The organism is Pseudomonas sp. 8_5_2 (genome assembly GCF_059295255.1).
Window position 1 is genome coordinate 3,802,701 of sequence record NZ_CM181238.1, and the last position, 19,618, is coordinate 3,822,318.

Consider the following 19,618-nt stretch of genomic DNA (forward strand, 5'->3'; position numbering starts at 1 on the left):
CGTGTATAAACATTCATAACCGATATATGATCGGCCGATAATTCCAACAAAGAGCGGCGCCCATGAACCTCAGCAAGGTCGACCTCAACCTGTTCATCGTGTTCGACGCGATCTACACCGAAGCCAACCTGACCCGCGCCGGGCAGATTGTCGGCATCACCCAGCCAGCGGTGTCCAACGCCCTTTCGCGGTTGCGCGAAACCTTCAACGACCCGCTGTTCGTACGCACTGCCCAAGGCATGGTGCCCACACCCATGGCGCAGAACATCATCGGCCCGGTGCGCAACGCCCTGGCGCTGCTGCGCACCTCGGTGCAGGAAAGCCGCATCTTCAACCCCCAGCAGGCCAACAAGACCTTCCGCATCAGCATGACCGACCTGACCGAGGCGGTGATCTTGCCGCCGCTGTTCCAGCGCCTGCGCCGCCTGGCACCGGCCGTGTTGATCGAGAGCTTCCTGTGCAAGCGCCGCGAGACCACCAAGGAACTGGCCGCCGGCAGGCTGGACTTCGCCATCGACGCGCCGCTGAACACCGACCCGCAGGTACGCCACGTCAAATTGATGCAAGACCGCTACGTCTGCGCCCTGCGCCAAGGCCACCCGCTGGCCGACAGCAAGCTGACCCTCGACAGTTATCTGGGCATGACCCATATCCATATTTCCAGCCGGCGCAACGGCCTGGGCTATGTGGACCTGGCGCTGGGCAAGATGGGTGTGCAGCGCAAGGTCGCCCTGCGCTCGCAGCATTACCTGATGGCCTCGCAGGTGCTGCAGCAGACCGACATGGCGATGACCGTCCCGGAACGCTTCGCCCGCCGTCACCAGTTGCGTTACCACCCATTGCCAGTCGAGGTTCCCGCCCTGGAAACCCACCTGTACTGGCATGAAAGCACTGATCAGGACCCCGCCAACCGCTGGATGCGCGAGCAGATCATCGAGTTGTGCGAACGCGTGGTTGCGGAGGAAGAGCGAGTTCTGGAATCAGCATGAGCATACGAGTGAGGGACTTGGCATACCTCTCACCCTCTAGAGAAAAATATTCTACAGAGGACCAGATAAAGGGAATTATTTTTCAAGTCATTTGACGAATTGGCGACGGGTAGTAAAAAACATCTTCAAAGCGGCGGGTACGCTTACTTCGACGATCGCCCCTTTCACGGCGACAGACACGGACCCGCCCCAATGCCCAGCGCCCCGCTCTACTTCGATTACGCCGCCACCACTCCAGTCGATGACCGGGTCATCGAAACCATGCTCGCCTGTCTGGGCAGCCAGGCCAACTTCGGCAACCCGGCGTCCAGTGGCCATGCCTTCGGCCAGGCCGCCCGTCACGCCGTGGAACAGGCCCGCGAGCAGGTAGCCGAATGCGTTGGCGCGCAGGCCGATGCGCTGGTGTGGACCTCGGGGGCGACCGAGTCCAACAACTTGGCACTCAAGGGCATTGCCCAGGGCCTCGGCCAGCCCGGGCACCTGATCACCAGCCAGCTCGAACACAAGGCGGTGCTCGACACGGTTGCCGAACTGGAGCGCCAGGGCTGGGCCGTGACCCGCCTGGCACCCGATGCGGCTGGCCTGATCCAGCCCGCAAACGTGCAAGCAGCACTGCGCGCCGATACGCGCCTGGTCTCCCTGATGGCGGTGAACAATGAACTGGGTACGCTCACAGACGTTGCCACTATTGGCGAACATGTGCGCGCCCACGGTGCCCTGCTGCACGTGGACGCCGCGCAGGCGGTGGGCAAGGTGGCCATCGACCTGAGTACGATGGCCGTAGACCTGATGTCCTTTTCAGCGCACAAGGTATACGGGCCAAAAGGCATCGGAGCGCTCTACATCGGGCCTCGGGCGCGCGCGCTGATGCGTGCGCAGATGCACGGCGGCGGCCATGAGCAGGGCCTGCGCTCCGGCACGCTGGCGACGCACCAGATCGCCGGCATGGGCAGCGCTTTTGCCCTCGCCGGCCAACCTGGCGATAGCGAACATGTGCGCGTTGAACAGTTGGCCAAGCGGCTTTGCGAAGGCCTGCTGGGCTTGCCCGGCGTCTCTCTGAACGGCTGCGCCAGCCAACGCATCGCCCATACCCTGAACCTGTGCATCGACAGCCAGGGGTTCAACAGTGCGGCGCTGGCCAGCGAGCTGGCGCTGTCGACCACCTCGGCCTGCAACTCGGCCAGCAACGCAGCCTCGCATGTGCTGCTGGCGCTGGGCCTGGATGAGCGCCAGGCACGCAACAGCCTGCGCTTGAGCATCGGCCGCTACACCACCGAGGCCGAAGTGGACAAGGCGCTTGAAGTGTTTACCCGAGTACTGGCTTCGGCGTCGGCGGCATTGTGGTGAACAGGCGCTGGAACCGCCGGCTATACGAGGTGTAGCCCCCGCCGCACGTCGGCTTCAGAGGAAAGTGAACACCTGCGAAGCCGGCAACCGCGACTTGCTCAAGCCGGCGTTGAAGTCCGTCTGGCTGCGATAGCCCAGGCTGAGGATCACAACGCTGGTGAAGCCACGCTCGCGCAAGCCAAGCTCGGCATCGAGGATCTGGCTGTCGAAGCCCTCGATGGGCGTGGCATCCAGCCCATGTGCTGCCGCACCCAGCAGGGCAGTACCCAGGGCCAGGTAGGTCTGCTTTTCCATCCAGTGCTGCGCGTCTTTCTGGTCAAAGCGGTGCAGGTCGACATAGTAGCGTCGGCTCTGGTTCTGCGCAGCACGCGCTTGCTCATCGCGGAAGCGGCCATCTGCGGCCTCCTGGTCAAGCACGCCGTTCAGGTGCGCTTCGGTCATTTCGGTGCGGGTGCAAAACACGATCACATGCGAGGCATCGAGCAATTTCGGCGAGTTGTAGGCAAACCGCTCCGCCGTGCTCTTGGCCAGGCGGGCCTTGCCTTCGGCGCTGTCGGCGACGATGAAGTGCCAGGGTTGCGAGTTGACTGAAGACGGGCTGTGGCGCAGTTGTTCGAGCAAGGCATCGACGGTGGCCTGGGGAATGCGGCGCGAGGCATCGTAGGCTTTGGTGGTATAGCGGCGCTTGGCCAGCGAGACGGTATCCATGCAGCAACTCCGGGAATGAACAATAGATGTGCCGCGCATCTTATCTTTCCTGCGGAAAAGAAAAAGCGGCACAATGCAGCAACACTTTCATCGCCGGAGTGAAAATGCTGCGCATCGCTGACCTCGAACTGTTCGCCCGCAGCAGCGTGCTGGGCAGTTTCACCGCCGCCGCTCATGAGGCTGGGTTGCTACCGGGCCAGGTGGCCGCCGCGATCAAGCGCCTGGAGCGCGACCTGGACGTACGCCTGTTCGCCCGCACTACCCGCAGCCTGCGCCTGACCGCCGAAGGCGAGCGCTACCTGCCCACCGCCCTGAATGTGCTGGAGAGCCTGCGCCAGGGCCATGAAGACCTGCATGGCAACCCGGGCACACTGCGCGGCACGCTGCAGGTTTCGGCACCTTCCGACATGGGTCGCAACATGCTGCTGCCATGGCTGAGCGCCTTTCGCCGCGAGCACCCGGCCCTGCAACTGCGGTTTTTTTTGTCCGACCAGATCGCCGACCTGAACCGCGACCCGGTGGACGTGGCCATCCGTTATGGCCTCAACCAGGATGCCAACTACATCGCCCTGCCCTTGGCCGACTGGAACCGCCGGGTACTGGTGGCCTCGCCGGACTACCTGGCACGCCGCGGCCATCCGCTCACCCCCGACGCATTGCAGCAACACGACTGCCTGCTGTACCTGCAGCACAACCGGGTGTATGACAAGTGGCGAGTCGGCAACCGCACCGTGCAGGTGCGCGGGCCGCTGGTCAGCGACGATGCCGATGTCATCCGGCGCCTGGCCCTTCAGGGCGAAGGCATCGTCTACAAGTCGTGGCTGGATGTCAGCGCCAACATCGCGGCCGGCGAGCTGCAAATCGTCCTGCCCGAGTTGCTCGGCGAGCCCACGCCGGTCACCCTGGTGTGCCCGCATCGCAAACAGCTGACGCCTGCCGTGGCGCAGTTGCACCTGTGGCTGCGCGAGCGCTTCGAAGCCTTGCGCAGCCGGGCGCTGAGCAACGGCTGCACAATCGTTCCAGACTGAGCCGGACCATTACGCTAAGGTAGCCATTTACCCCAATGGCACACCCGCATGAGCAACTGGATCGACTTCAAGCAAGACGCCGACACTGGCATCGAGTCGGTGCGGGCGCATTTCGTCGGGCATGCCTATGACCCGCACTGGCACGACAGCTTCCTGGTCGGCGTGACCGAACAGGGCGTGCAGCAGTTCAACTGTCGCCGGGTACGCCACCGCAGCACGCCAGGCCAGGTGTTCCTGCTCGAACCCGGCGACATTCACGATGGACTGGCGCCGACCGACGAAGGCTTTACCTATTCGACGCTGTACCTTGAGCCTGCCTGGCTCGACCAGCAGCTACGGGCGCTGTTCGAGCACGCACCAGGCAGCAGCCTGCCCAGCTTTGCCGATACCCTGTGCCATGACCAACGCCTGGCGCGTGCCACCGCCCTCGCCTTCCGGGCCGTGCATGAGCAGGACTTGCGCATGGTCAGGCAAACAGCCATGGACGACCTGTTGGCCTGCCTGACCCGTCACCTGCACTGGCGCCGGCGTATCAACCCAGACCCGCGTCTGCCGCTGAGCGCGCAACGCGCACGTGATTACCTGCATGCCAACCTTGAACGCGACATTGGCCTGGAGGATTTGGCCCAGGCTTGCGGCATCGACCGCTTCCGCCTCACCCGCGCGTTCAAGGCCGCATTCGGCCTGGCGCCGCATGCCTACCTGATCCAGCTGCGCCTGGCCCGGGCACGGCGCCTGCTGGCCCAGGGCCAGACCCCGGCCGAAGTGGCCGTGGCCCTGGGCTTTGCCGACCAGAGCCACTTGGGGCGCTGGTTCCGCCGCGCCTACCAGCTGACCCCGGCCGACTACCGCAGGCGCTGCTCAAACCTTCCAGACTGACGGGCTGTGGGCAGCGAGCATGGTACTTCGATTTCCGGAGCCCTTGATCATGTCGCACTCGCTGTTGCCCTTCATCCTTTTCGCCCTGGTGTCCAGCATCAGCCCGGGGCCGACCAACCTGCTGATCCTCGCCCACGGTGCCCGCCTGGGCCTGCGCGCGAGCCTGGCGCCCATCGCTGCGGCCTGCGGGGCAGCTGCGGCGATCGTGCTGCTGGTCGGTCTGGGGCTGGGTGAGGTGCTGCTGCGTTACCCGTTGGCGCAACAGATGATGAGCTGGGCCGGGGTGCTGTGGCTGAGCTGGCTGGCGTGGAAGATGCTGCGCAGCGCGGCAGCACCGCTTGAGGCCGCCACGGCGCACGGCTTCAGCGCCGTGAGCGCGGCGGCGTTGCAGGTGGTGAACCCCAAGGTGTGGCTGATGGCCGTGGCGGTGGTCGGCGTATTTGCAGCACCGTCGCTGCCGGTGTGGCAGCTGGCGTTGGTGTTTCTGCTGATTGCCCTGCCGTGCATGGCGGCGTGGGCGGCATTGGGGGTAGGCAGCGCGCGGTGGTTGCAGGGGGTGCAGCGGTTGCGGGTGTTCAATCAGGTATTGGCGGGAGTGTTGCTGGTGTCGGCCTGGGTGGCCATGCTGAGCTGAAGCCGCAGAGGTGAGCCCCCTCCCCAAAAGACCAAGCCAGCCCCCGCCAGCAGGCGGGGAGACCGGCCCCCATCCGCGTACTACTTTAGTACTACCTTTGCTGTCTATCGTCGCATTCACAAAGCACCGCCACTGGCATGTAATGGCTCCATAACAAAAAGGAAAAAACCCATGCCACGTGCCCTGCCCCGGCTCCCATGCCCTCTGCTGGTGGCCCTTTCACTCAGCCTGTCACTGAGCGTGGCCCAGGCCGACACGGCGCCGATGTTCTCCCCCGAAGGCTATCGCACCACCCTCTATCGCAGCCCGACCCCACAGCAAGTCGACGGCGGCCAGGTCATCGATACCGCTGCCCTGCAAACGCTGCTGAGCCAGCAACCCCGGCCGGTGCTGATCGACGTCTACCGCAGGCAATGGCTGCAAGGCCGCTTCATCGAGGACGAACCCCACAGCAACCTCCCCGGGAGCCTGTGGCTGGCCAATACCGGCGACGGCGAATTGAGCCCGGCCTGGCAGGCCTACTTCGTGCGTAACCTGCAGGCAGCCAGCGCCGGGCAGCCGGGGCAAGCGCTGGTGTTTTACTGCCGCGCCGATTGCTGGTTGAGCTGGAACGCGGTAAAACGCGCAAAAGCCCTCGGCTATCACAACCTGTACTGGTACCGCGACGGTCTGGACGCCTGGCAGCAGGCCAACCTGCCGCTGCAGCCGGCCCAACCGGTGCCTTTCCCCTGAATACACTGCCTGCGAACACGTGCCCGCCCTATCCAATAAAAACGAGGTGAAAAGGCCATGTACAAAATTCTGATTGCCGACGATCACCCACTGTTTCGCGAAGCCATCCACAATGTCATCAGCGATGGCTTCCAAGGCAGCGAGGTCATGGAAACGGCCGACCTGGACAGCGCCTTGGCATTGACCCAGGCGCATGAGGACCTCGACCTGATCCTGCTCGACCTGAACATGCCCGGCATGCACGGGCTCAATGGCCTGATCACCCTGCGCAACGAGGCGCCGACCACGCCCGTGGTGATCGTCTCGGCCGAGCAGGAAAAGCAGGTCGTGCTGCAGGCCATTACCTACGGCGCCGTGGGGTTCATCACCAAATCCTCGCCGCGCTCACAGATGATCGAAGCGATCGAGCAGATCCTCAACGGTAACGTGTACCTGCCGCCCGACATCATCCGCGCCCAGAAAAGCAGCACCAGCCGGCGCCTCAACGACACCCCGAGCTTCCCGCCCGAGATGCTCCAGGCGCTGACCCGCAAACAACTGCTGGTGCTCGAGCGCATGACCAAGGGCGAGTCGAACAAGCAGATCGCCTACACCCTGGATATCGCCGAAACCACAGTCAAGGCACACGTTTCGGCGATCTTGCGCAAGCTGAACGTGCACAACCGCGTGCAGGCCATCCTCAGTGCTGGCGATATCGATTTCGCTGACTACCTGCGGCGCTGAGCTGGACCGGCGTACCGGCAAGGCAGCGCCTACATTGGCATGGCCAGCAGGTGGCTCATCGCGGTCTTGAGCTTCATCGGCCGCACCGGTTTGTGCATGAGGGTGTGACCCAGCTCGCGGATCTGCTGCTTGAGTTCGTTGCTGTAGTTGGCGGTGATCATCAACGCCGGTAGGGGCTGGGCGCGGCGAGCATTGATCCGGGCCACGGCGTCGATACCATTGCAGTCATTGTCCAGGTGGTAGTCGGCGATCAGAAGGTCTGCCCTGGCGTGGTAGTTGTCCACCTGGCGCGCCAGGTCTTCTTCCGACAGCGCGGTGACTACCTGGCACCCCCAACCCTCAAGCAATGTGCGCATGCCGGCGCAGATTGCCGCATCGTTATCCAGCACCCACACCCGCGCACCACGCAGGCGTTCGAGTGTGCGTGCGCAGGTCGCCTGGCTTGGCTGGGGGCTGGGTGCTACTGCGCTCAGCGGCACTTCGACGGCGAACACCGAGCCCTTGCCGAGCCACGAGCGCACCCGAATGCGATGGCCGAGAATGCCGGCGATCTTTTCCACGATCGCCAGGCCCAGACCCAGGCCACGGTCCTGGTCCGGGCGCTGTACATCACCGCGCCTGAACTCCTGGAACATCTCTTCCAGATGCTCTTCGGCGATGCCGATACCGCTGTCCCACACTTCGATCCGCAGACCGCCGCGCAGGCGTCGGCAACCCAGCACCACGCGCCCGCTGCGGGTGTAGCGGATGGCATTGCTGAGCAGGTTGCGCAGAATGCGCGCGAGCAGCTGGATATCACTGCGCACCACGGCAGAACAGCCCACGAAGTGCAGTTCAAGCCCTTCGCTGCGCGCCATCTGGGCATATTCGGCGGCGAGGTTGTCGATCAGCTCGCTGAGGGCGAACGGGGCGACATCGGCCTTGATCACCCCGGCATCGAGCTTGGAAATATCTACCAGGGTGCCAAGCAGGTTCTCCACGTCCTCCAGCGAGTTGCTGACGTTGCGTACGAGGTGGGCGCTGTTGTGTGGTTCCCCGCGCTCGAGCAAGGCGCTGGTAAACAGCCGCGCCGCGTTCAACGGTTGCAGCAGGTCATGGCTCACCGCAGCGAGAAACTTGGTTTTCGACAGGTTGGCCTGTTCGGCCTCGCGCTTGGCCTCTCGCAGGCGCGACTCGACCCGGCTGCGTTCTTCGATTTCGCGCAGTAGCTGGTCGTTGAGGGTGGTGAGTTCGGCGGTACGTTCGCGCACCCGCAGTTCCAGGTGCTGATAAGCCTGGTGCAGCGCCTGCGCAGTGTTACGGCGCTCGGTGATGTCGCGGATCAGCACGAAGATACCCACCACCTCGCCACTGGCCAGCCGGTTGGGAACGTAGGAACGCAGCATGTAGCGCTCCTGGCCGTTGCTGTTGGTTTCGGCAAATTCGAAGGTTACGCTCTCCCCCGCCAGCGCTTGCGCCACGTAGCCTTCCAGGCGCCGGTAATGCTGCTCGCTGTGGGCCTGGCGCAGGCTCTGGCCAAGCATCACGCCGCGCGGCCAGCAGTACCATTCTTCATACACCTTGTTGGTGAATTCATAGACCAGGTCGGCGTTCAGGTAGGCGATCAGCGCCGGGACATTGTCGGTGATCAGTCGGATCTGGTGCTGGTGGGCAGTTTCGTCCCGCTGCCGGGCCTCACTGAGCAGCCGGTTGAGGGCCTTGAGCTCAGCCATGGCCTGGCTCAGGGCATCTGTGCGTTCGCGCACCTGTTCCGCCAGCACCACGGAATGCTGGAACGCTGCATAGGGGTCGTTGCCGCGGGTGACGCCGGACTCGATGCGTTCGATCAGCGCGCCATTGATGCGCTGCAGCTTGTGGTTCTGGCGCTGCAGGCCGGTGACCTCGGCCTGCAGTTCAGCGACCGACGGCAGGCCGGGGGCGGGCAATGGCGACCCCGGTGAAGGTCTGGTTGATGTGCATGCCATTGAACTGCTCTCCGTAGGTGTTGAAGCCGATCACCCGCTGCTCGCGCAAGCACGCACCAACTGGCTCCAGGCCATTGCGGCCCTCCAGTTCCAGGCGCCGCAGGAAGCAGTCGCAGCCGATGGTCAGCAGCAGCTGGCCCAGGCGCTGGCGCAGGCCATCGAACAACTGTTGCAGGTTCGGCAGCAGCGGCCCTGGGGTCATGGCCGTGAGCACGATGCCGTTTTCCACCGCGCAATAGAAACTCAGGCTGAGGTCCGGGTGCACCTGCTGGATTGCCCGCACGTAGTACTGGTCGTGTATGCGCACGGCCAGCGGGTGGGCGGCGAACACCCGGTAATCAAGCGCATGCACCGGCACACCGATGTGGCGGGCGTATTCCTCGGCAGCGGGCTCGGCATTCAGTTCGAAAACCCGGCGCTGGGCACTGTCGGCGCCGGTGACCACCAGCTTTTCGTGACGCGGCAGGATGTGGTGCGTGGTGAACACTTCGAAGTCGAGCCAGGTATTGACCAGCACCACCACTGCCGCGCCGTGGTGAAACGCGCCGCCGAAATACACGTGGGTGCGGGTGAGGTAGTTGTCGTCGCCGGCCGAGCCGCCGAAATGCGGGATGTCCCCCAGTGCCGCGCTGAGCGCGGCAAGCACCATTTCCTCGCGGCTGGACAAGCCGTCGAGCAGGGTCAGGGCAAAGGTGTGGCCCTTGATCGGTGCCAGGGTATTGCTGCGGCAGGTGCCAACCAGGCGTTCGACCATCTGCTGCGCGTCGATCAGGCTGAAGCGCTCCATTTCATCGATCAGCCCGGTGGCGATGGAAAAGTGCCGATGATCGAAGCCCACCGCCGTCACGCAATTACGCCCATAGCCCAGCGGGGTGATCTCGCCGGCGCTGGTGCAACCGACCAGGCGGATGCCGCCGAACCCCTGCTCCAGGGCCTCGGCAAGCTCGCGCAAGTCATATTCGGCAGAGCAGAAAAACAGCACGAAGCCCAGGTGCGGGTGCAGCAGCTGCCGCGCCAGCTCCTGGGCTGCCAGCCGCGCGTCGCTGGCCTGGGACATGGCACTGACCACGCCGTCATTGTGAGCCTGCTGCATGGGGGTCTCCGGCGCGGGGTGGCTGAAAGGTCAGTGTACGAAGGCGGGTATGGGCGGCGAATGCTACTTGGGTAGCGGGTGGCCAGTTCCATGGTCCTGATTTCGCCGACCTGTGCACGGCCCTGCCCCCCCGCCACGGCTCACCAGGTCAGCACCGCCCCCACCGCAAAGGTGTCGGTGTCTTCGTTCTGCGCGCTAGTGTCATGCCCGTCGATGGAAAACTGGTTGTACTCCGCGACCAGCTTGAGGTTGTCGTTGACGTCATGGAACAACGCCACCCCGCGGGTCTCGTAGTCGGCACCACTGCCCACCGCGCCGTTGCCATCGTCCTTGGTCTTGCCATAGGACAGCGCCACGCGGTTCTTGCCAACCTTGTACGACCCCTGCAACAGGTAGCCGTCACTGTCGACATTGCGCAACACCGGTTCACCGGCATTGTTGGTGAAGAACGGGTTGATGCCCTTGGCCTGAAACCCCGAACCGGTCAGCGACAACCCGCCCATCTTCGCCTGCACGCCATAACCGACCCCTTTCGAGGTCACCGACTGCACGGTCGGGTCGGTATTGTCGGAGGTCTGGTAGCTGCCGTTGACCCAGCTGTAGACCTGCGCCCCGCCCAGGTCGAACTGGTAGGTGATTTCGCTCTCGGTACGCGGGTTTTCCTGGTAGGCCTTGCCGGTCGGGCTGCTGTCGTTGGTGTCCACCGGGTCCATGATGCCCACCGCCACCCGCAGCCCATCCATCACCGGCGTGCGGTAGGTGATCTGCGAGGTTGGGAACGGGTACGGGTAGCCGCTGCCGATGTTGCCGAAAGACACACCGCCGCCGTCCACCAGTCCCAGGGTGTCACTGACCTGGCCATAGCCTGCCAGCAGCTCGTCGAGCAGGATGTTGGAGCGGGCGAACAGGCCGAAGTCCTTGCCGATCAGCACCTCGCCCCACTCGGGGTTGGCCACGGTGCCGTAGAACTGGCGCACGTCGATGGCGGTGTCGGTACCGTTGGTTTCGCTGTCGTTGATGGTCACCCAGAACGAGGCACGCGCGCCAAGTTTCAGGTCATCCACCTGCTTGCCCATGTTGAAGCCCAGGTAGTTGGGTAAAAAGCCCATCTTCACCCGCGACTGGCGGCGATCGAACTGCTCGCCCTCGCGGTCGACCTTGCTGTTGACATAGAAAGCGTTGATGTAGCCGTCGGTGGAGAACGTCGTCTGGTCCTTGTCGTACAGCATGATCTCGGCTTCGGCAACGCCGCTCAGGCCAAGGGCCGAAAGGCTGGCAATGGCGGCTGCGAGGAAACGAGGCGGCAGGTGCTTATTGTTTTTGTGCATGGCGCGCTCCAAACGGGGACTGGATGTCGGAGGCGATTATCAGAAGCGCGCAGACAACCAGGTACGCTGCTTTGGCGCGGGCTTGCCGGTGCTTTGGGCCGGTGCAGGTGGCGCGATGATTTGGGCGCAACACCGGCTTGGGCCCGGTGCCGGCACTTCGGTTGTAAGCCGCACGGGCGGCCACGGCTCGAGACGTTGGCAGGCGTACGCCGCGCAAACGCTAGTCGAAATGGACGATCCGCAATCACACCGCCGCGCTTATTGTCGTTACAAGGTGGGCAGCTGTCCGCCTCCCGCAGATCGAGGGAGAGCCTATGAAAGTGCTGGTAAGTGTCAAACGAGTCGTCGACTACAACGTCAAGGTGCGCGTCAAGGCGGACCACAGCGGTATCGACCTGGCCAACGTGAAGATGGCCATGAACCCCTTCTGCGAGATTGCCGTGGAACAAGCCGTGCGCCTCAAGGAGCAAGGCATCGCCAGCGAAATCGTGGTGGTATCGGTGGGCCCGGCTGCCGTTCAGGAGCAACTGCGTACTGCCCTGGCCCTGGGTGCCGACCGTGCCATCCTGGTCGAAGCCGCTGACGAACTGAACTCCCTGGCCGTGGCCAAGGCGCTGAAAGCCGTTGTCGACAAGGAGCAGCCGCAGCTGGTCATCCTCGGCAAGCAGGCCATCGACAGCGACAACAACCAGACCGGCCAGATGCTGGCGGCGCTGACGGGCTTCGCCCAAGGCACCTTCGCCTCCAAGGTCGAAGTGGCGGGCGACAAGCTGAACGTCACCCGTGAAATCGACGGCGGCCTGCAGACCGTGGCTTTGAACCTGCCCGCCATCGTCACCACCGACCTGCGCCTGAACGAGCCACGCTATGCGTCGCTGCCGAACATCATGAAGGCCAAGAAGAAGCCGCTGGAGACCGTCAAACCTGACGATCTGGGCGTTTCCCTCGCCTCCACCAACAAGACCCTGAAGGTTGAAGCCCCGGCTGCCCGCAGCGCGGGTATCAAGGTCAAGTCGGTGGCCGAACTGGTCGAGAAGCTGAAGAACGAAGCGAAGGTGCTTTAATTATGAGGAGCCAGAAATGACTATCCTGGTTGTCGCCGAACACGAAAATGGTGCCGTAGCCCCGGCCACCCTGAACACCGTAGCTGCTGCCGCCAAGATCGGTGGTGATGTAAACGTGCTGGTCGCTGGCCAGAACGTCGGTGGTGTTGCCGAATCCGCTGCCAAGATCGCTGGCGTGGCCAAGGTGCTGGTAGCTGATAACGCCGCCTACGCCCACGCTCTGCCGGAAAACGTTGCGCCGCTGATCGTCGAGCTGGCCAAGGCCTACAGCCACGTGCTGGCCCCGGCCACCACCAACGGCAAGAACATCCTGCCACGCGTTGCCGCGTTGCTGGATGTCGACCAGATCTCCGAGATCATCGCGGTCGAGTCCGCCGACACCTTCAAGCGCCCGATCTATGCCGGTAACGCCATTGCCACCGTGCAATCCAGCGCTGCGGTCAAGGTCATCACCGTGCGTACCACCGGCTTCGACGCTGTCGCTGCCGAAGGGGGTTCCGCTGCCGTTGAAGCGGTAGGGGCCGCGCACAACGCTGGCATCTCGGTATTTGTTGGTGAAGAGCTGGCCAAGTCCGACCGCCCAGAGCTGACCGCTGCCAAGATCGTCGTTTCCGGCGGCCGTGGCATGGGCAACGGTGACAACTTCAAGCACCTGTACAGCCTGGCCGACAAGCTCGGCGCTGCCGTCGGTGCCTCGCGCGCTGCGGTCGACGCAGGCTTTGTGCCCAACGATATGCAGGTCGGCCAGACCGGCAAGATCGTGGCCCCACAGCTGTACATCGCCGTCGGTATCTCCGGCGCGATCCAGCACCTGGCCGGCATGAAGGACTCCAAGGTGATTGTTGCGATCAACAAGGACGAAGAAGCGCCGATCTTCCAGGTAGCCGACTACGGTCTGGTCGCTGACCTGTTCGAGGCCGTGCCGGAGCTGCAACAACAGCTCTGAACGTACAGCCCAGACGACAAAAAACCCAGGCCCTCCCCGCACGGAAAGGCCCAGGCAAAAACCAACTCGCAGTCAGGTCATACGCAGGCGCTGCCGTAGCGTTCAGGCATCCTGCAACGCACGTGGGCGGTGGCTGCGCGCTTCGGCGTCCGGCGCCTGGGCTGCCTGCAGATGGAAGTCGAACGCCAGCTCGGCAAAACGCTCGCCTTGCACGCCGCGGTCATGCGCTGCCGCCGCGTCCTCGATAAAGCGCAGGTCGCCGATCAGTCCGTCGCGGGTGGCGTAGGCAAAGTCGTCCCACAGGTACTGGTCACCGGCGAAGTTGATCTGCGTGGTCAGGTGGCGGTGCCCCGGCGCCGAGATGAAGAAATGCACATGCGCCGGGCGCTGGCCGTGGCGGCCGAGCAGGTCCAGGCATTCCTGGGTTGGACCCTGCGGGTCGCAGCCATACCCCGACGGCACGATCGAGCGCGCACGGTAGCGGCCTTCGGCGTCAGTGATGATGCGCCGGCGCAAGTTGTACTCGGACTGGGTCGAGTCAAAGTACGAATAGGTGCCCTGGGTATTGGCGTGCCACAGGTCAACGGTAGCGCCGGCCAGTGGCTTGCCATCGGCATCGAACACCTGCCCCTGCAGGAACATCACCACGCCCGGGTCGGTGCCGTCGTCCATGCGTACCTCGCCTTGCGCCAGCGGCGCCCCGGCAACGTACAGCGGGCCCTCGATGGTGCGTGGGGTACCGCCGCTCAGGCCGGCTTCTGCATCCTTGGCGTCCTGCAGCAGGTCGAGGAAATGCTCGATGCCCAGGCCGGCGGCCAGCAGGCCGGCTTCGTTGCGGCCACCCAGGCGGTTGAGGTAATCAACGGCCTGCCAGAACTCGTCCTCGGTGATTTCCAGGTCTTCGACCAGGCGCGCGGTGTCCTGCAGCACACGCAGGATGATCTGCTTGAAACGCGGGCTGCCTTCGGTGTGGTCCAGGCCAGCCACTTCGTTGAAGAAGGCTTGAATGTCGGCAGTGTGGGAAATTTTCACGGTCATCGCGCTTACCTCATATTGTTCTTGTCGGGTCGACAGGTGCGTCTCAGCGGTCGTCGCTGTGGATCGACGAGGGGTGCCGGCACAGGCCGTCGACCTCGATGTCCATGTACGGGAACAGCGGCAGCTGCATCAGGGTATCGTGCAGCGCTTCGACGCTGGGCACGTCGAACACGCTGTAGTTGGCGTAGTGGCCGGCGATGCGCCACAGGTGTCGCCAGGTGCCTTCGCGCTGCAGGCGCTGGGCCAGTTCCTTTTCGTCGGCCTTGAGCCGGGCGGCCTTGGCCGGGTCCATGTCGACCGGCAGTTTCACGGTCATCTTCACGTGGAACAGCATGATTGTCTCCTTGCTATTGAATCAGCGGCGGGCGAAGCGCGCCAGGCGCTGTTCGTCCAGGGTCAGGCCCAGGCCTGGGGTACGGGGGATGTGCAGCTGAAAGTCGTGGTATTGGGGCGGCTCGTTGACGATTTCTTCGGTCAGCAGCAGCGGCCCGAACAGCTCGGTGCCCCAGGTCAGCTGGCGCAGGGTGAGGAAGGCATGGGCCGAAGCCAGGGTGCCGATCGAGCCTTCGAGCATGGTCCCGCCATACAAGGCGATACCGGCCGCCTCGGCGATTTGGGCGGTGCGCAGCACGGCACGCGGACCACCGTTCTTGGCGATTTTCAGGGCAAAGATGCTGGCCGCGCCGTCAGCGGCCAGGCTGAAGGCGTCTTCGACGCTTTCGATCGACTCATCCGCCATGATCGGCGCCGGGCTGCGCTGGTTCAGGCGCACCTGGCCGCCGCGGTTGATACGTGAAATCGGTTGTTCGATCAGGTCGATGCCATTGTCGCCAAGCACCTGGCAGGCGCGCAGGGCCTGGGACTCGTCCCAGTACTGGTTGACGTCGACGCGCACACTGGCGCTGTTGCCCAGTTCACGCTTGATCGCCACCACGTGCTTGAGGTCCTGCTCCACCGGGTTGGCGCCGATCTTCAGTTTGAATACGCGGTGGCGGCGAATTTCCAGCATGTGCTGGGCTTCGGCGATATCGCGGGCGGTGTCGCCGCTGGCCAGGGTCCAGGCCACTTCCAGGCTGTCGCGCACGCGCCCGCCCAGCAGTTCACTCACCGGCAGGCCCAGGCGCTTGCCTTGGGCGTCGAGCAAGGCGCTTTCGATACCCGACTTGGCAAAGGTGTTGCCCTTGGCCAGCTTGTCCAGCTTGAGCATGGCCGCGTTGATGTTGTCTGCCGGCAGGCCGATCAGCACGGGGGCCAGGTGTGCCTCGATATTGGCCTTGATACCTTCGGGGCTTTCGTAGCCGTAGGCCAGGCCGCCGATGGTGGTGGCCTCGCCAATGCCTTCCACGCCATCGCTGCAGCGTACGCGCAATACCACCAGGGTCTGCTGCTGCATGGTGTGCATCGCCAGTTTGTGTGGGCGAATGGTCGGCAGGTCGACGATAATTGCCTCGATACGTTCAATCAACGCGCTTGTCATTGTTGCCAGGTCCCGTCAGGTCGGGCTGCCAGCAGCAGGCCCGAATGGTGCATTTACTTGATTGGTCAAGGATTGCGCGAGACCCTGAAGCAGTCCAATATCAAATGAATCTCCCACCATACCCTGGAGGTCTGATGGAACTGCGCCACCTGCGTTACTTCAAGGTTCTGGCCGAAACCCTGAACTTCACCCGCGCCGCCGAGTTGCTGCACATTGCCCAGCCGCCGCTGAGCCGGCAGATCAGCCAGCTCGAGGACCAGCTCGGCACGCTGCTGGTGGTGCGCGAGCGCCCGCTGCGGCTGACCGAGGCTGGCCGCTTTTTCTATGAGCAGACCTGCACCGTGCTGCAGCAGTTGCAGAACATCAGCGACAACACTCGCCGCATCGGCCAGGGCCAGCGCCAGTGGCTGGGCATCGGCTTTGCCCCTTCGACCCTGTACGCCGTGCTGCCAGAGCTGATCCGCGAGCTGCGCCAGGACAGCGAGCTGGAGCTGGGCCTTAACGAGATGACCACCTTGCAGCAGGTGGAAGCGCTGAAAAGCGGGCGCATCGACATTGCCTTCGGACGCATTCGCATCGACGACCCGGCCATTCACCAGCAGGTGCTGTGCGAAGACCCATTGGTTGCGGTACTGCCCAAGGGGCACCCGTTGGCGGGCAACCCGCTCAGCCTTGCCCAGCTGGCCGGGGAAGCGTTCATCCTCTACCCTGCCAACCCCCGGCCCAGCTATGCCGACCATGTGCTGGGGCTGTTCGCTCACCATGGCATGAGCATTCGCGTCAGCCAGTGGGCCAATGAGTTGCAGACCGCTATCGGCCTGGTGGCAGTCGGGGTGGGCGTGACCCTGGTGCCGGCGTCGGTGCAGCAGCAGCATCGCACCGATATCGAGTATGCAGGCTTGCTGGACAGTGGCGCGGTCAGCCCGATCATCCTCAGCCGGCGCAAGGGGGATGTGAGCCCGATCGTTCAGCGCTGCCTGGCATTGATTGCGCAGCAGGCTGGATGAGCAGACCCCGCCAGTGGCAGGGGTCTTTGGGGGATTTCATGATTTTTGGTGAATTGCATCAGGGCTGACAGGTGTACGCCGCCGGTAAGCCAGCAGCAGAAACACAAACCACAACGGCATCACGCACAACGCCAGCCGGGTATCCGGCTGCAGCGCCAGCAACACCAGCACAAAGCCGAGGAAGCCAAGGGTAGTCACCGCCATCGGCACCCCGCCCGGCAGCTTGAACAACGAGGCCTGGTGCGCAGCCGGGTTGCGTTTGCGGTAGGCAATGTACGCTGCCAGGATCATCGACCAGGTAAAAATCACCAGAATCGCCGAAACGGTCGATATCAAGGTGAACACGGTCATCACTTCGGGAATGATGAACAAGAGGCTCAACCCGATCAGCATGCACACTCCCGAAAACAGCAGGCTGTACAGCGGTACGCTGAGCCTCGACAGCCGGGCGAAGATGGCCGGTGCGTTACGCCGCTCCGCCAGCCCGAACAGCATCCGGCAACCCGAATACACCCCGCTGTTGGCCGACGAGGCCGCCGACGTCAGCACCACGAAGTTGATCATGCCAGCCGCTGCCGGGAAGCCGGCCAGCAGGAACAGTTCCACGAACGGGCTGCGGTTGGCCGGCACTTCGGCCCAGGACACCACGCTGATGATGCATACCAGCGCCAGGATGTAGAACAACAGGATACGCAGGGGAATGGTGTTGATGGCCTTGGGCAGCGAGCGATGCGGGTTTTTCGCTTCTGCGGCAGTGGTGCCGATCAACTCGATGCCAGCAAAGGAGAACACGGCAATCTGGAAACCGGCAAAGAAGCCGCTGATGCCATGCGGCAGCACCGCACCGGGCGCAACCACGTTGGACAGCGAGGCGACTACGCCATTGGGCGAGGTATAGGAGGTGGCGATCATCACCGCCGCCGTGATGATCAGCAGGACGATGGCGACGATCTTGATGATGCCGAACCAGAACTCCACCTCGCCAAAAATGCGCACCGCCAGCATGTTCAGCCCCAGCAACACGAACAGGGTGAAGAACGCCGGCAGCCAGGCCGGTGCATCGGGGTACCAGTACTGGAAAAACCCGGAGACCACCACCACGTCGCCCACCACCGCCACGCTCCAGCTCAGCCAGTACGACCAGCTCAGCACAAAGCCGGCACGCGGGCCCAGGTAATGGGCGACGATGTCGGCGAACGACTTGAAGCGCAGATCGGACAACAGCAGTTCGCCCATGGCGCGCATGACGAAAAACACAAAGAACCCGAGAATGGCATACACCAGCAGGATCGAGGTGCCGGACAGCGCTATCACCTTGCCCGAGCCCATGAACAGGCCGGTGCCGATGGCGCCACCGATGGAAATCAGCTGGATATGGCGGTTTTCCAGCGTGCGTTGCAGGTGCCCGTCACGGGCGGGCTCTGCCGGTTTGCTTTGCTCAAGGCTTGCGGACATGTCTTGCATGGGCGACCTCTTGTTATTGTTGGTCTGGCTAGTCGTGGTGCGCCGGGCCAGGCCCATGTAAGGCCTGGCCACGGTGTGTGGCGCGGGTCAGCGTGCGGCTTCGAAACCTTGCAGGGTGTTCACGGCATTGATGCCGATTTCATCGACCATGTAGCCGCCTTCCATCACGAACAGGGTCGGGATACCGGCGCTGGCGATTTCGGCGCCCATGCGCAGGAAGTCTTCGCTGGTGAGCTTGAAGTGGCTGATCGGGTCGTCCTCGAAGGTGTCGACACCCAGCGACACCACCAGGAATTCGGGCTGGTGCGCGACGATGCGCTTGAGTGCGTCCTGCAGGGCTGGCTGGTACTGCGCCCAGACCGTGCCTTTGCCCAGCGGGTAGTTGGCGTTGAAACCTTCACCCGCGCCCGCGCCGCGCTCATGGGCATAGCCGGAGAAGTACGGGTAGGAAACATGCGGGTCGCCATGCAGGGAGGCGAAGAACACATCAGGGCGATCGTAGAAGATGTTCTGCGTGCCGTTGCCGTGGTGGAAGTCCACATCCAGCACGGCAACGCGCTTGGCGCCCTGGCCCAGGCAGCGCTCGGCGGCGATGGCGGCGTTGTTCAGGTAGCAGTAACCACCCATGTATTCGCGGGCGGCATGGTGCCCCGGCGGGCGGCACAGGGCAAACGCACTGTCGGCGCCGTCGAGGATGCGTTGCATGCCGGTCAGGGCGACGTTGGCGCTGCTGCGCACCGCCTCCCAGGTGCCAGAGGTGATCGGCGCCCCGGCGTCCATGGCGTAGAAGCCCAGCTTGCCGTCGATGAATCCCGGCTCGCGGTCAATGGCCAGGTCACGTACCGGCCACACCAACGGCAGGGCATCGTGGGTCTTGCCGGTGGCGGCCCATTCGCTCCAGGCGTTTTCCACAAAGCTTACATAGCGCTCGCTGTGCGCTGCCACATAACAGGCGCGGTCGAAGGCCTGTTCGGCAATCACATCGCCCAGGCCGCTGCTTTGCACCCGCGCCAGCACGGTGTCGGCTCGCCGGGGGTTTTCGAACGAGGGTGTGATCGCCCCGTCCTTGAGTTCCGAGCCATGGTGCAAGCGGTGGTTGTTGCTGAAGACAGTGAGCACGCGAATGTCCTTTTCCAAGGGGTTGGCGGATAACCAATTTTCGCGAGAGAGTGCTGAAAATGCTTTGCTTTATGCTCA

19 protein-coding genes are annotated in these 19,618 nt (G+C 63.7%); 10 read left to right on the plus strand and 9 right to left on the minus strand.

Features of this window, described 5'->3' with window-relative positions; genetic code table 11:
- Positions 1 to 62: 62 nt before the first annotated feature.
- Entirely contained in the window at positions 63 to 989 is a 927-nt protein-coding gene (locus tag AC5O5R_RS17570) for a LysR family transcriptional regulator (RefSeq protein ID WP_172230959.1), read from the plus strand.
- A gap of 192 nt (positions 990 to 1,181) precedes the next feature.
- Positions 1,182 to 2,336, plus strand: a complete 1,155-nt coding sequence (locus tag AC5O5R_RS17575) for a cysteine desulfurase family protein (RefSeq protein WP_172230962.1) — start codon at positions 1,182 to 1,184, stop codon at positions 2,334 to 2,336.
- 54 nt (positions 2,337 to 2,390) lie between these two features.
- Here AC5O5R_RS17575 and nfsB read toward each other — a convergent pair whose 3' ends face one another.
- Complete coding sequence (gene nfsB, locus AC5O5R_RS17580; protein WP_172230965.1) at positions 2,391 to 3,044, minus strand: oxygen-insensitive NAD(P)H nitroreductase; 654 nt, start codon at positions 3,042 to 3,044, stop codon at positions 2,391 to 2,393.
- Between the two features lie 104 nt (positions 3,045 to 3,148).
- Here nfsB and AC5O5R_RS17585 point away from each other — a divergent pair, with 104 nt between their 5' ends.
- The 5 genes from AC5O5R_RS17585 to AC5O5R_RS17605 all read left to right on the plus strand — a co-directional run bounded on the left by AC5O5R_RS17585 (position 3,149) and on the right by AC5O5R_RS17605 (position 7,040).
- On the plus strand, positions 3,149 to 4,072 hold the full coding sequence (locus AC5O5R_RS17585) for a LysR family transcriptional regulator (protein ID WP_172230968.1): 924 nt from the start codon (positions 3,149 to 3,151) through the stop codon (positions 4,070 to 4,072).
- Between the two features lie 48 nt (positions 4,073 to 4,120).
- Positions 4,121 to 4,951, plus strand: coding sequence for an AraC family ligand binding domain-containing protein (locus AC5O5R_RS17590; RefSeq protein WP_494511248.1), 831 nt, complete (start codon positions 4,121 to 4,123; stop codon positions 4,949 to 4,951).
- Positions 4,952 to 5,000: 49 nt separating this feature from the next.
- Positions 5,001 to 5,585 carry a LysE family translocator gene (locus AC5O5R_RS17595; RefSeq protein WP_172231489.1) on the plus strand — a complete coding sequence of 195 codons (585 nt, stop codon included), beginning with the start codon at positions 5,001 to 5,003 and terminating at the stop codon, positions 5,583 to 5,585.
- Between the two features lie 171 nt (positions 5,586 to 5,756).
- A complete protein-coding gene (locus tag AC5O5R_RS17600; RefSeq protein WP_172231492.1) occupies positions 5,757 to 6,317 on the plus strand; it encodes a PQQ-dependent catabolism-associated CXXCW motif protein in 561 nt (186 codons plus the stop codon).
- Positions 6,318 to 6,374: 57 nt separating this feature from the next.
- Entirely contained in the window at positions 6,375 to 7,040 is a 666-nt protein-coding gene (locus AC5O5R_RS17605; protein ID WP_172231495.1) for a response regulator transcription factor, read from the plus strand.
- A gap of 29 nt (positions 7,041 to 7,069) precedes the next feature.
- Here AC5O5R_RS17605 and AC5O5R_RS17610 read toward each other — a convergent pair whose 3' ends face one another.
- The 3 genes from AC5O5R_RS17610 to AC5O5R_RS17620 form a co-directional block, all read right to left on the minus strand.
- Complete coding sequence (locus AC5O5R_RS17610) at positions 7,070 to 9,004, minus strand: PAS domain-containing hybrid sensor histidine kinase/response regulator (protein WP_494514623.1); 1,935 nt, start codon at positions 9,002 to 9,004, stop codon at positions 7,070 to 7,072.
- The gene (gene nosP / locus AC5O5R_RS17615) at positions 8,934 to 10,097 is read right to left on the minus strand and encodes a nitric oxide-sensing protein NosP (RefSeq protein WP_172288192.1); all 1,164 of its coding nucleotides are present in this window, start codon (positions 10,095 to 10,097) and stop codon (positions 8,934 to 8,936) included. Before nosP ends, AC5O5R_RS17610 begins: the two co-directional genes overlap by 71 nt.
- A gap of 140 nt (positions 10,098 to 10,237) precedes the next feature.
- The gene (locus AC5O5R_RS17620; protein WP_172232772.1) at positions 10,238 to 11,425 is read right to left on the minus strand and encodes a porin; all 1,188 of its coding nucleotides are present in this window, start codon (positions 11,423 to 11,425) and stop codon (positions 10,238 to 10,240) included.
- A 314-nt stretch (positions 11,426 to 11,739) separates the two neighbouring features.
- Here AC5O5R_RS17620 and AC5O5R_RS17625 point away from each other — a divergent pair, with 314 nt between their 5' ends.
- Positions 11,740 to 12,489: an electron transfer flavoprotein subunit beta/FixA family protein gene (locus AC5O5R_RS17625; protein WP_172288190.1), complete on the plus strand. Its 750-nt coding sequence runs from the start codon at positions 11,740 to 11,742 to the stop codon at positions 12,487 to 12,489.
- Positions 12,490 to 12,505: 16 nt separating this feature from the next.
- Positions 12,506 to 13,435: an electron transfer flavoprotein subunit alpha/FixB family protein gene (locus AC5O5R_RS17630; protein ID WP_494514624.1), complete on the plus strand. Its 930-nt coding sequence runs from the start codon at positions 12,506 to 12,508 to the stop codon at positions 13,433 to 13,435.
- A gap of 102 nt (positions 13,436 to 13,537) precedes the next feature.
- On the opposite strand, the gene catA is transcribed toward AC5O5R_RS17630, so the two are convergent.
- Genes catA through AC5O5R_RS17645 form a run of 3 tightly spaced genes read right to left on the minus strand, consistent with a single transcriptional unit; the run spans position 13,538 to position 15,950 of the window.
- Positions 13,538 to 14,473 (minus strand): catechol 1,2-dioxygenase, encoded by a 936-nt coding sequence (catA, locus tag AC5O5R_RS17635; protein ID WP_172288001.1) that lies wholly within the window; start codon positions 14,471 to 14,473, stop codon positions 13,538 to 13,540.
- A gap of 43 nt (positions 14,474 to 14,516) precedes the next feature.
- Entirely contained in the window at positions 14,517 to 14,807 is a 291-nt protein-coding gene (gene catC, locus AC5O5R_RS17640; protein ID WP_013973066.1) for a muconolactone Delta-isomerase, read from the minus strand.
- A gap of 21 nt (positions 14,808 to 14,828) precedes the next feature.
- Positions 14,829 to 15,950, minus strand: a complete 1,122-nt coding sequence (locus AC5O5R_RS17645; protein ID WP_172220229.1) for a muconate cycloisomerase family protein — start codon at positions 15,948 to 15,950, stop codon at positions 14,829 to 14,831.
- 134 nt (positions 15,951 to 16,084) lie between these two features.
- Here AC5O5R_RS17645 and catR point away from each other — a divergent pair, with 134 nt between their 5' ends.
- The gene (catR, locus tag AC5O5R_RS17650) at positions 16,085 to 16,957 is read left to right on the plus strand and encodes an HTH-type transcriptional regulator CatR (protein ID WP_172220232.1); all 873 of its coding nucleotides are present in this window, start codon (positions 16,085 to 16,087) and stop codon (positions 16,955 to 16,957) included.
- Positions 16,958 to 16,993: 36 nt separating this feature from the next.
- On the opposite strand, the gene AC5O5R_RS17655 is transcribed toward catR, so the two are convergent.
- Positions 16,994 to 18,421: an amino acid permease gene (locus AC5O5R_RS17655; RefSeq protein ID WP_494514625.1), complete on the minus strand. Its 1,428-nt coding sequence runs from the start codon at positions 18,419 to 18,421 to the stop codon at positions 16,994 to 16,996.
- An 87-nt stretch (positions 18,422 to 18,508) separates the two neighbouring features.
- On the minus strand, positions 18,509 to 19,540 hold the full coding sequence (locus AC5O5R_RS17660) for a histone deacetylase family protein (protein ID WP_172220238.1): 1,032 nt from the start codon (positions 19,538 to 19,540) through the stop codon (positions 18,509 to 18,511).
- Between the last annotated feature and the right edge of the window lie 78 nt (positions 19,541 to 19,618).